The 12,358-nt window shown below is 36.1% G+C and carries 14 protein-coding genes; 1 reads left to right on the forward strand and 13 read right to left on the reverse strand.

What is annotated here, in order from left to right; all coding sequences use genetic code 11:
- Positions 1 to 44 precede the first annotated feature (44 nt).
- Entirely contained in the window at positions 45 to 812 is a 768-nt protein-coding gene (locus tag V7150_RS20650; protein ID WP_335522038.1) for a 3-hydroxyacyl-CoA dehydrogenase, read from the reverse strand.
- A 270-nt stretch (positions 813 to 1,082) separates the two neighbouring features.
- Here V7150_RS20650 and V7150_RS20655 point away from each other — a divergent pair, with 270 nt between their 5' ends.
- The gene (locus V7150_RS20655; protein WP_335522039.1) at positions 1,083 to 2,045 is read left to right on the forward strand and encodes a D-2-hydroxyacid dehydrogenase; all 963 of its coding nucleotides are present in this window, start codon (positions 1,083 to 1,085) and stop codon (positions 2,043 to 2,045) included.
- A 61-nt stretch (positions 2,046 to 2,106) separates the two neighbouring features.
- Here V7150_RS20655 and V7150_RS20660 read toward each other — a convergent pair whose 3' ends face one another.
- The 12 genes from V7150_RS20660 to norA form a co-directional block, all read right to left on the reverse strand.
- On the reverse strand, positions 2,107 to 2,328 hold the full coding sequence (locus V7150_RS20660; RefSeq protein WP_335522041.1) for a hypothetical protein: 222 nt from the start codon (positions 2,326 to 2,328) through the stop codon (positions 2,107 to 2,109).
- Between the two features lie 82 nt (positions 2,329 to 2,410).
- Complete coding sequence (locus V7150_RS20665; protein ID WP_335522043.1) at positions 2,411 to 3,103, reverse strand: ABC transporter permease; 693 nt, start codon at positions 3,101 to 3,103, stop codon at positions 2,411 to 2,413.
- Positions 3,096 to 4,019, reverse strand: coding sequence for an ABC transporter ATP-binding protein (locus V7150_RS20670; RefSeq protein ID WP_335522044.1), 924 nt, complete (start codon positions 4,017 to 4,019; stop codon positions 3,096 to 3,098). Before V7150_RS20670 ends, V7150_RS20665 begins: the two co-directional genes overlap by 8 nt.
- Positions 4,020 to 4,325: 306 nt before the next feature.
- A complete protein-coding gene (locus V7150_RS20675; protein WP_335522046.1) occupies positions 4,326 to 5,261 on the reverse strand; it encodes a sensor histidine kinase in 936 nt (311 codons plus the stop codon).
- A gap of 2 nt (positions 5,262 to 5,263) precedes the next feature.
- Entirely contained in the window at positions 5,264 to 5,962 is a 699-nt protein-coding gene (locus tag V7150_RS20680) for a response regulator transcription factor (protein WP_335522048.1), read from the reverse strand.
- Positions 5,963 to 6,331: 369 nt separating this feature from the next.
- On the reverse strand, positions 6,332 to 7,567 hold the full coding sequence (locus V7150_RS20685) for an RtcB family protein (protein ID WP_335522050.1): 1,236 nt from the start codon (positions 7,565 to 7,567) through the stop codon (positions 6,332 to 6,334).
- Positions 7,568 to 7,679: 112 nt separating this feature from the next.
- Positions 7,680 to 7,967: a hypothetical protein gene (locus V7150_RS20690; protein WP_335522052.1), complete on the reverse strand. Its 288-nt coding sequence runs from the start codon at positions 7,965 to 7,967 to the stop codon at positions 7,680 to 7,682.
- 17 nt (positions 7,968 to 7,984) lie between these two features.
- Positions 7,985 to 8,389: an NUDIX hydrolase gene (locus V7150_RS20695; RefSeq protein ID WP_335522054.1), complete on the reverse strand. Its 405-nt coding sequence runs from the start codon at positions 8,387 to 8,389 to the stop codon at positions 7,985 to 7,987.
- Between the two features lie 389 nt (positions 8,390 to 8,778).
- The gene (locus V7150_RS20700) at positions 8,779 to 9,261 is read right to left on the reverse strand and encodes a DUF456 domain-containing protein (protein WP_335522055.1); all 483 of its coding nucleotides are present in this window, start codon (positions 9,259 to 9,261) and stop codon (positions 8,779 to 8,781) included.
- Positions 9,262 to 9,450: 189 nt separating this feature from the next.
- A complete protein-coding gene (locus tag V7150_RS20705) occupies positions 9,451 to 9,909 on the reverse strand; it encodes an NUDIX hydrolase (RefSeq protein WP_335522057.1) in 459 nt (152 codons plus the stop codon).
- Between the two features lie 87 nt (positions 9,910 to 9,996).
- Positions 9,997 to 10,872, reverse strand: a complete 876-nt coding sequence (locus tag V7150_RS20710; protein WP_335522059.1) for a MerR family transcriptional regulator — start codon at positions 10,870 to 10,872, stop codon at positions 9,997 to 9,999.
- Positions 10,873 to 10,949: 77 nt separating this feature from the next.
- Positions 10,950 to 12,113, reverse strand: a complete 1,164-nt coding sequence (gene norA, locus V7150_RS20715) for a multidrug efflux MFS transporter NorA (protein ID WP_335522062.1) — start codon at positions 12,111 to 12,113, stop codon at positions 10,950 to 10,952.
- Positions 12,114 to 12,358: the final 245 nt, after the last annotated feature.

Genomic DNA, 12,358 nt, shown 5'->3' on the forward strand with positions numbered 1-12,358 from the left:
AAAACAAAAGTAAGGGGAAACCAATGCTTCCCCTTACTTTTGTTTTATTTCGGCTGCATGCGAATCGCCCCATCGAGCCGGATGGTTTCTCCATTGAGCATTGGATTTTCGATAATGCTTTGGACAAGTTGGGCATATTCATTTGGAAACCCTAGCCTTGGTGGGAACGGCACCATTTTTCCAAGTGATTCCCGAGCTTCCTGTGGCAGAGTATCAAACATTGGGGTATGGAATAGTCCTGGGGCAATGGTCATCACACGGATTCCGTAGCGTGCAAGCTCTCTAGCAATTGGTAAGGTCATTCCAACAATTCCGCCTTTTGAGGCACTATAGGCAGCCTGGCCGATTTGTCCATCGTAAGCTGCAACCGAAGCGGTATTAATAATAACACCTCTTTCGTATTGGTCATTCACTTCATTACCGGTCATTTTCTCAGCTGCCAAACGAATCACATTGAAAGAACCAATTAAATTCACATTGATCACTTTTGCAAAAAGTGCTAGATTATGTGCGCCATTTCGTCCAAGTACCTTTTCTGCTATTCCAATCCCTGCACAGTTCACAACCGTATTCACTCCACCCATATATTCAGCGGCTTTATTTACTGCTTCTTGAATATCCTCTTCCTTCGTTACATCGGCTTTTAAGAATAAAACAGCTTCACCTAATTCATTTTGAAGTCGCACACCATTTTCTTCTGATTGGTCAAAAATGACAGATTTGCCCCCATTTTGAACAATATTACGAACTGTTGCCTCCCCAAGCCCTGATGCACCGCCTGTGACAATTGCTCGACAATCTTGTAATTTCATAGATTTTCCCTCCTCGTGAATTCTTAACTTCTTATATTTATTGCAAGAATTATGCCAATTGATTTTTATCGAAAATATGTAATTATTGATTACTCTGCTTCCTCCTATGTTTGCGGTTTGTACATCATTTTAAAAAAAGTGACCAATTATTGTACATAGGACATACAAAGATTCGAAAAATGTATTTATTGAGTATTCACAATGAAACAAAATATAATGAATTCAGAAAGTGGATATTTTCTATATATATCATTTGAACGGAGGAATCATGTGAAAAAAAGAAAAATGGTCATTACACATAAATTGGAACTGGGGCATATCGAACAAATAAAGAACGTTATTCCTGATTGGGAATTGATTGTAAGCAAAGATAAGGCTATCTGGCAGGAGCATGCAGAGGATGCTGAAATTATTGCTGGTTGGAAAAAGGGTCTAGAAGAATATTGTCTCACTCCTGAATCAAACCTTAAATGGCTGCAAACATGGAGTGCGGGTGTCGATTCTTTACCGCTAGAATCATTACAATCGAAAAATATTACCTTAACAAGTGCAAATGGCGTGCATGCCTATCCCATATCCGAAACCATTTTCGCCTTAATGCTTGGCTTAACACGAAAAATCCATACATATGTTAAAAACCAACAAGCGAAGACATGGCATCATGCACACATGGGTCTTGAAATACATGAAAAAACGATTGGGATTATTGGCGTTGGTAAGATTGGTAAAGAAACAGCGAAAATTGCCAAAGCATTTGGGATGAACGTTCTTGGTGTAAGAAACTCTGGTAGGCCGGTTGACAATGTAGATGAAATGTACACGCCTGATCAGTTAGAGCTTCTGCTGCCAAAGTGTGATTATGTAGTTGTAACGTTGCCACATACAAAAGAAACCCACCATTTATGTGGTACAGAACAGTTTGAACAAATGAAAACATCTGCCTTTTTTATTAATATTGGGCGAGGGGAAATCGTTGTTGAGGAGGAGTTAGTCAGGGCATTACAGGAAGGAACCATTGCCGGCGCCGGTCTGGATGTATTTGAAACAGAGCCATTAAGTACGGATAGTCCGTTATGGGAAATGGAAAACGTCATTATTACACCGCACACTTCTGGTTCTACTGAGCATTATAATATGCGGGTAATCGAAAACATCTTGATCCCTAACCTAAAAAACTATATTGCTGGAAAAACACCAACCACCAATCTTGTTGATTATTCAAAAGGATATTAATCTACAAATATAAAAAGCAGTGGAATTCGGTCATGAAATCACACTGCTTTTCGCATTTTGCTTACCTTTTTTTCTTTTTTGAATTATCCACCACAACAAGTTTACTTTTATTAATGCTCTCTAAGATCACTTGCACATGAAAAATTTTTTCATCAACACTGTTAACACTAGAAACTTTTGCTTTACGACCTTTAATTTTTAAATCTTCCCCTACAGATGGTACACGTTTAAGCAGCTGACTTAATAATAGATTCTTATTTTCAAAAAAATGGACAGCAAACATATTGGTCTCACCTATTTCATATGGAATGTGTACAGCCTTCCATATAAAATATAGGATTCTAGTTAGATTTAGACCATTACTTTTAATTGATATCCATTTTTTCAATATTCCTTATGGAAAAGTAAGCGATTAAGCAACCAATTACAGCGAGTGAAATGGGAATAGCTATAAACGAGAAAACTGTTACATCATTGCTAGTTGAGCTTGTAAGTGACACCAAAATGATCGCTGATATAATGGTTGCTGGTACTGACTTTTTCCACATTCCAAAAAACAGTGGAATTAACGCCATACCTGCCGACGCAATAGCTCCAAGGGTCATACTGATTAATCCGTCCCTCAATACTTCAAACGTTAACGTCTTAGGAACAAAGTGGAAATAGGAGTCGGCTAAATAAAAGGCACTACCTATTAAAATATTCGATAAGAAAATCGTTATAAATGTAAAACATGCAACGATTAGCAACTTCGCAATCATAATTTTCTTCCGTTTAATTGGGTACATGAACATCAATGTGATGGAGTTACTTTTATACTCTTCTATGAATAGCCTTGCAATGAGCACCGAAGCAAAAATAGTAAATGCTGCCCGGATTAAGCTTCCGAAATCTGTAAAGGCAGTTTCATAGCTTACGAAGGCTATGTTGCCATCATTTTTTTCACCGAAATACAGCAGACATAAGAAGCCCATGATCACGAAATTGGTAATCAGTACTCCGTTTAAATAGGAAAACAATTTAAATTTCTTAATTTCCAGAGTGATTAATTTACGCATTGATTCCTCCCCCATTGATTAACGTTAAGAAATAATCCTCAAGGGAATGGTTCTTTTTATTGATTTCCTCGATTATAACTCCGTTTAAAATTAACGTTTTAGATATTTCTGATTGTGATGTTCCTGTATCGTAGATTCTAAAACGTAATTCGTCGACTACTTTAAAGTTTGTTAGATGAAGAATTTCATCAAGGACATAAAAGGCCTTTTTCACATCGTTAACCACTAGTTCAATATATTCGGTATTTTGTTCGTGGATTTCGTCCATCGAAACCTCTTTAATTAATTTCCCTTCACTGATAACCCCAATCGTATCGGCGATTTGCTCAATTTCTCCAAGGATATGGGATGAAATCAGCATCGTTATGCCATATTCACGACAAAGCATTTGAAATAGGTCGCGTAGTTCTTTAATACCTACTGGATCAAGACCGTTAATCGGTTCATCTAGAATTAACAGCTCTGGCTTTGTGATAATTGCACGAGCGATTCCGAGGCGCTGCTTCATTCCAAGTGAGAAGTCTTTAACTGATTTATCCTCGATATTTTTTAATTTAACCAAATCAAGGGCTGCAACAATCGCCTTTTTGTCGTAATAACCCATATACTCGCAATGCAGATCAAGATTTTCCCGCGCCGTCAGTCGGTCATAGAAAACAGGATATTCGATAATGCTGCCCATCCGCTTTAACACTTCATAGGAGGTGTTCGTTAGTTTTTCACCAAACATTTCAATTTCACCACTCGTTGGCTTTACTAGATTTGTCAGCATCTTCATGATTGTTGTTTTACCAGCACCGTTCGGCCCAAGAAATCCGTATATTTCTCCTTTTTTAACCTTCATATTGACATCCGAAACAACTTCCTTGCCCTTAAATACTTTCGTCAGTTGAGTTGTTTTAATAATGTAGCTCATTTTTCATCTCCCCTTCGTCTTTAACTATTTTTATTCTACTCATTAGTGTTTTCTTTTTTATTAATCAAATCTTACAAAAATCTTAAGAAAGCAAAAAAGCGGTAGCGCTTTGCCCAGGGGATTATGCCCCCAACCCCTAAGCTCGCAGCTAGATAACAAGAAGAGCAGAGTCATTATCGATGTGACTTATCTTAAGGAGGAGAGGGTTAGTAAACTATTCGTTGGGCGTTGGAGCTAGACTGTTATAAAAGTTAATAAAATAATTTAAACAAGGGTAACTCAGTAACGAGGCACCCTTAGCTTTTCTTAATATGTAATTCGTTTTAATTTTACAGTAAAAGTTGTTTTTTCATATGGTTTGCTTTTTAGAAAAATTTGTCCGTCCATTTTTTCCACAAGTCGTTTGGTAATGGTTAGACCAAGCCCGCTTCCTTGATAGGATTTATTTCGTGAATCCTCCAGTGTGTACATTCTTTCAAAAACTAAATCCTTGTGGAGCTCACTGATTCCCTTACCTTTATCCCATACGTCAACATAAACAGACTGTTCATCACTTCTAAGTATAAGACCCAGTGCTTTCCCTTCCCCTCCATATTGAATCGCATTGGAAAGCAAATTATTTAAAACCCTGTCGAGTTCTTCCTCATTCCCAAGAGCATAAAGAATGGTTTCCGGCAGCTCAATCGCGACATCAAAACCTTTTGTGGTCAAAACCTCATAAAAACTTAAAATATTCTTCTGGCATACATCATTCATATTCACCCTAGTTAGGGGCAGATTTTTATCACCAGACTCTAGCTTAGCTAAATCAAAGAACTTCTTAATTAAATCTAAAACTTCGACCGTTTTACCGTGCACTTTTTTCAGAAGCTCATCGGTTTCCTCATGATTTCTATTCTGATCATTCAACATAATTTCAATATAGCCGAGTACTACAGTCAGCGGGGTTTTTATATCATGCGATATATTAGAGAGCATTTTTCGCATCGACATCTCTGTTTTATTGTAGCTGGCCATCATTTTTTGATTATGTTCTAAAAGACGGTTGATTTCGATTAATATTTGTTTAAGATCTTCATCATCTGTATGCAATAAAAGCTTTTCATCCGTTTTTCCGTCGATTATTTGCTTCAGCTTTTTATGTATGTAAGTAAAATTTTCTTTATGATTAATTCTCGATTTATATTGTAAAAAATTTAGACATGCTAATCCGATTATGATTATGGATAAAAAAATGACCATTGTTAAAACTCCCCAAGCTTATAGCCGATACCCCATAATGTTTTGATGTACTGCGGTTTGGACGGGTCATCCTCGATTTTCTCACGAAGCCTTCTCATATGAACATTTATAACATTTTCATCACCATAATACTCGTCTTCCCATATTAAGCTATAAATTTGCGCCTTTGTGTAAACACGGCTGGGATGTGAGATAAACAGTTTTAGAATATGAAACTCCTTAGCTGTCAGCTTGATCTCTTTTCCACTTTTTTGTGCTAAAAAATTGTCTAAATCAAGGGTAATTTCCCCTACAGTTAGTACCTTTTTCTCCTGCTTTTGCTCCGTTTGTGAATAATGAGTCGCTCTTCTAATTGCTGCTTTCACCCTTGCCGTCAACTCAATCATTGAAAACGGCTTGGCGATATAATCATCCGCACCAAATCCCAAACCTAATGCTTTGTCTAAGTCTCCATCCTTTGCCGACATAATCAGCACAGGTATCATGCTTTTCTCACGGATTATTTTTAAAAATTCCATTCCATCAAGCTTCGGCAGCATCAAGTCAAGAAGAATCAAATCAAACATGTCGTTTGCAAACAACTCAAGTGCTTCTTCTCCGTCAAATGCTGACACTACCTCAAAGCCTTCTTTGATAAATTGACCCTTAACCATATCACTGATGGCCAAATCGTCTTCAACTAATAAAATCTTATTCTGCATGGTATCCCCCACCTGTTCATTCCTATATGGTTATTTTCCATACTCTCTCTGTTAAAACCTTTTTTTGTAGAAGGTTATATAATATTTTATCATTTCGGCTAATCCTGAGTGACCGCTTGGGACTATTTTTCTCTTCTATGGTCACTGTAATTCCGGCAGAGTGACCGTTACAGGATTTTTCCTCTTCTACAGGCACTGTGACGCTCGCAGAGTGACCGTTCCGGGCCTTTTTCCTCTTCAACGGGCACTGTGTGACCTATCTTAATAACCTTTTTGCCGTAACATCATTAATTATAAAGCTTTTATTCGTGTAGTTTCTATAAACCTAGGAAATTCGAAAAAGAGAGACCAATTTTAAAGTCTCCCTTTCTAACTCTCTGATTTTTTATATCTACCAGGATTATATTTTTCACTCGCTTTAAAGTTATAGACTGGTTTGATAAAGCTCGAAATCTTAACTGTTTCTTCAACTTTTTCTAAAATTTCCTGCATTGATTTGTAGGCCATTGGAGCTTCATCAAGTGTTTCTTCGGATATAGATGTCGTCCAGATGCCTTCCATTGTATTGTGGAAATCATCCATGTTTAAGGTTTTCATCGCCTTTGTCCGGCTCAAGACTCGACCTGCTCCATGCGGTGCCGAATAATTCCACTCTTCATTACCTTTTCCAACTGCTAAAATTGACCCGTCTCTCTTGTTGATTGGAATAATGAGGCGTTCACCTTTTTGCGCCGAAACCGCCCCCTTACGTAAAATCAGGTTGTCAGTATCAATGTAATTGTGCACAGTATCGAAACGATCTATTTCTTCAAATCCCATATTATCGGTAATTGCCCTGGCAATTTCTTCGCGATTCGCTTTTGCAATGCTTTGGGCTGATTTCATGTCGTGGATATAGTTTTCGAAGTCCTCACCTTCCAAATATGCTAAATCATTTGGAAGGACTGGGTTCTTTTCTTTGTAGCTTTGGATCACTGATTGGATTTCCTTTTGACGACGTTCAGCCTTTAATTTTTCAATCATATTTGTTAAATCATGTTGCCGAAACTTTGAAATGGCCACCTTTTGATAGTAGGTGGCAATCCTAGCCCCCACATAGCGGCTGCCGGTATGAATCGTTAAATAGTGGTAGCCAACGGTATTGGCAGAAACTTCGATAAAATGATTTCCGCCGCCAAGTGTTCCCAAGCTATGAAGGCTTTTATTTTCACTTAATATATGCTCCGCTTTAAATTCTCGAATGGCTGGAAAACTCGTGTTAATAAACCCGACTGTCTCATCTGAATGAATCTCCTGTCCACTCGGGACGTAGGTACGAATTACATTATCCAGCTTATTAAAATCAACCTTTTTGTCCTGAAGCTTGACGGTTAACACGCCACAGCCGACATCGACGCCAACCAGGTTCGGGACAACTTTATCCTTTAACTGAATGGTTGTGCCAATCACACAGCCTTTTCCGGCATGATAATCTGACATAATACTAATCTTAGTATCCTTTAAAAAAGCCTGATTGCACAGCTCTAGAATTTGCTCGAGCGCTGTTTCCTGCGGATAATTTGAAAATACCTTTGCTTCTGTTTGTGATCCCGTAATCTTTATCACTTGTTTTCCCTCCTTCGAAAGCAGATTACCAATACACTACCATTTTCTGGACATTTGGGTAAAGTATTTTTTGGAGACAAAATGGTCAATTTGCGAGCAACAAACTATCAACCTACTGATTTAAAACAACATAACCCAGCCATCCAACTAATAAAAGATTGGGTATAACCAACAAAATGGCAGCCCAAATCATTTTCTTTGTTATGAACTTTGCCGCACCAAGATAAAAGAGTGGAAATATTAGCCCCCATACCAGGAAAAATGGTGTAGCCGCCAAATATATTGACATTGGTAATATAAGGATTGAAGATATAACAAGGAGTTTAGCTTTTCTTGTACTTAGGGCAATTATGGAGAGAATAAGTGAGGCAATCATACAAGGCCAAAATAATAACTGCATAAAACACCTCCAGATTTTTAAAATTCAATATAAAAAGGATGAAGTTTTTCTGTTAAGCAATACTCAATTCTTTGCCTGAAATTTTTCCAAGTGACCATTTCTAATGCTTCATTAATTGGATAGAATCCTACCTCTAGACTTTCTGAGCTTGTTGTTGGTTCTCCTCCGACAGGCGTTCCCAAAAACAATGTATTACATATGCAATCACTTACATTTTGAAATACCCCACAAAATTTTGTAATTTTAATATCGATTCCTGACTCTTCTTTTGTTTCCCGAATGGCAGCATCCTTCAATGATTCTCCTTCTTCCACCTGCCCCCCAGGCATTTCCCATCCTCTTCGTGGCCCTCTTATTAATAAAATCTCATTTTGTTTGTTTAGCACAATCGCTGCTGCTGAAACAATATGCTTTGGTGTCATCTAAAATCCTCCATTTCTACAACAAATCCATTTCAATACTCAAACCAAAATCCACAAATATTTACACCTTTGATTTCTTCAATATTCCCTATATCGTCAGCAAGTTGCATTGACCCCTTTGCAAATAATACATACCAATTAAATGTATATCCATCTATTGAAAGAATTTCTGCCTTTCCTCTTAATGTACTATGTCACTACATATTTTCAATTACTTATTACATATTTTTTGCGTTTATGACTTAAATCTAAACACTTACAACCTATTTTTCAATATACACGACATTTATTGGATATTAATTGGAAATTCTTTGGATTTGATTGAATTTATTGTAGAATATTCTCCAAATGAAGAAAGCAGGCCTTTTCATAAAACAAAAACCTGCATTTTAAAAAATCACACCAAATACAAAGACACCGATCATAATAAGTTGAATGATCGCTTTTGCAAACGTTCCGCTAAAAAAGGCAATTAAGGTAGCAAACGCCACTTGAATGGATTCTTGGAATGTTTTCTTTTGTATCATTTCAGCAATTAATACTAATGCAAAAGGCACTATAATGACGCCAAAAGGCGGTATGACAAAGCTTCCAACAATTAATCCAATCGTTGCAGCTCTCATCCCCCATTGAGATCCCCCTGCTTTATCGACAAAGTGAAGATTCACTAAATAATCCGCTAAAAAAATAAAAACCGTCAATAACCCTAACATGGTCCACGTTATCCAAGTAAGCTCATTTGAATTTACCCCAAAATGATATAACACCACTCCAACCCAAATTAGCAAAACAGAAGGAATAATCGGATAAACGAGTCCAACAAAACTAAAGATAAAACACGCAATAATAATAATCCAAAATATGATGTCCAAGATATAAATCACCTCTTTTTTCTATTCTGATTTAAATTCAATTTTCTTTACCTGATACATCTGATCTTTAAATTCATATGTAATTTCAATTGTCCCAATGAACATGGCTAGAGTAATTTGAGCTGGAACAGAAGCCACTCATTGATGATTGATCACATCATATTTGATTATGAAAAAAAGAGACCTACCTTAATTACACAATTGTTCATTAAAAACAGTTATTGAATGAACTTTTTGGTTTAATAATTTATTTACTATTTGCCTTATTACATTTGCCTCACGAAGTTCATTATTATCAAACTTTTTAAGTTCAGATACTTTAATCCATTTACTGTCTATAATTTCGTCCTCTTCAATCTTCAATGAACCTCCGGTAATTTCACCAGTAAAATGAAATAAAATCACTTGATTATTTGAACTGCTAATAAAGTTATAGATACCAGTTGTGCCAGTAAGTTTCACATCAAACCCTGTTTCTTCCTTTACTTCTCTACAGGCGGCATCGAGGATGTCTTCTTTATGTTCAATACGTCCAGAAGGAAAATTCCATTTATTAATTGCAGAAGGTTTATTTTCTTTAATAATTAAAACTTCGTCGTCTTTAATTATCGATACACTAACCACTAAAACAATACCATTTTGAGTCATTTACTTATCCCCGATTTTATATTTTTAATTTCTTTTCTCCCTTTTTCTATTAATAATACCTAAAATCCTTGTTAACTCAGTATACCTTCATGTATTTGTTACCTTCAACTTTCCTTTGTTCCTAGATTCTTCCACTCGTATTCTCATTTCAACCAGATATTCTTCTTGTTGATTCGGAGAATAATTAATGTGTATTAAAGACTCATATATATCACTGATAACCGTTAATTGATGGTCTGCAACATAATTAAGTAGTTTTTGTAAGTTAAAAAAGTAATCTTCTGGTAATACGCTGTTAAACGTAATACATACGTATTTACCTTGTGGAATTTTTGTAACTTCCGTATCCTGCCTAAGTAATGAAATCTGTTTATTTGTTAAAACAGGTGTAAATAAATATCGATAAGTAACTTCATCAATATGTGTATAAGGCTGATATGAGAAAATGGCACCATAACCATTGTTTCTAAATCCTTCTGTCGACGCAGCAAATTTCTTCAATTTACTGTAAGAAGCATTTAAAATATTTTTCGGATCAATCCCTTCTGCCTTTGTCTGTATAATTTGTATTTCTTCTTCATATGAAAGAAACACTTCACCAAGTGCAGGATATTCCTTCTGCCTTTGCAACCCCTTTTTAGCATTCGCAATAATTTGCTCAATTTCTAATAAAAAATCTATTTTTTTCCTTACATTTTTTTCTTGTTCCGTTAAAAAGGCGAAAAAATCATCTCTCTTTAATCCCTGTACTTTTTTCATTTCTTCTAATGGTGTACCAATATATTTTAGTGATTTGATTATATCCAGAAGATAAATTTGTGAGTCTTTATAATAACGATAGTTAGTATCCGGATCGACATAAGCAGGTTTAAATAAGTCGATTTTATCGTAATAACGAAGAGCCTTAATAGAGATATTCACTAGTTTTGAGACTTCACCTATTGTGTAAAGCTTTTCCTTCATTTCCATCACTTCCTTACTCTAAGTATAATAAAGAAGCGTATTCTTTTCGATAAAAAAAGAATACGCTTTTAGATTTCTTAAGCTGTGCGATATGCTGGCTCTTTCCATGCAAGGGTTAACCCGATACCGACTGCTAACAAGACTGTTGCAAAATAAAACGGATAGTTTAAATCGATATCGAATAACATCCCGCCAATAATTGGTCCAATTACATTACCGATACTTGTAAACATCGAGTTCATACCGCCAACAAATCCTTGTTCATTGCCGGCAATTCTAGATAAATACGTTGTTATAGCTGGTCGTATTAAATCAAATCCAAGAAATACTGTTATTGTAACAAGTAAAATCGTAAAGTATGAGTTCACGATTGTTATTAAAAATACTAGTATGGTCGAGAGAATTAGGCTGTAACGAATTAAACGAATTTCACCCCACCATTTAGTAAAGTTATTAAAAAAGGCAACTTGAGCAATCGCCCCTATAATGCCTCCGCCTGATATCATGATGGCAATGTCCTTCGATGTAAAGCCAAATTTATGATCGACAAATAGAGCGAATAACGATTCAAAGGCTGCTAAGCCAAACTGTGAGATTAAAATAATCATAAAGGATATAAAATACATCGGTACAAAAATACGTTTAATCCCTGTTTTTTGCCCTGTTACTTCTTTATTTTCAGTATTTCGTTCTGGCTCACGAAGTGCGATTATAGATAAGATGGCTGCGAATAAGCCTAAGCCTGCTGCAAAGAAGAACGGTAAACGAGAACCAATCTCTGCTAAAAAACCTCCAACACCAGGCCCAATAATAAAACCTGTTGAAATAGCTGCCGACATATATCCAAGCGCTTTTGGCCGTGTATCAACTGTTGTAATATCTGCAATAAATGCTGTTACAGCTGGCATCACGAATGCTGCACTGACACCGCCAAGCATACGAGAAATAAAAAGAACCTCAACTGTTTTTCCAATTCCGAATAAAAACTCTGAAATACTAAAAATTATTAGACCATTAATGATCATTCTTTTTCGCCCAAATCGATCTGCCCAACGGCCCGCAATTGGTGACACAATTAACTGTGTGACAGCAAAAGCAGCAACCATATAGCCTACAACTGATCCAGATAGATTTAACTCATTCATGATTGTAGGAGTAACTGGAATAACAAGGCCAATTCCTAAAAAGGCAATGAATAGATTCATTAATACTATAGCTAACGTCATGTTTTGTTTTTGCATATTGTTCTACTCCTTTAAAAAACATTACAAAACATAATGTAAATCCTCCTCTAAGGGGAGAGTCAACGAATTTATTCACATATTTTATTGGTTTTGTCCTGAATCCACGCTTTTTTAGAGCATGACTGAAATACCATCATTTGTTTTTATTTCCATCTTCTATCACTAACTTGCCCCTAAAATGCAATAAAAACAACAAAATCCTGCATAATAAATACAGGATTTTGATCGAACCTTATTACAAA

The organism is Neobacillus drentensis, from assembly GCF_036965245.1.
GTDB classification, from domain to species: domain Bacteria; phylum Bacillota; class Bacilli; order Bacillales; family Cytobacillaceae; genus Neobacillus; species Neobacillus drentensis_G.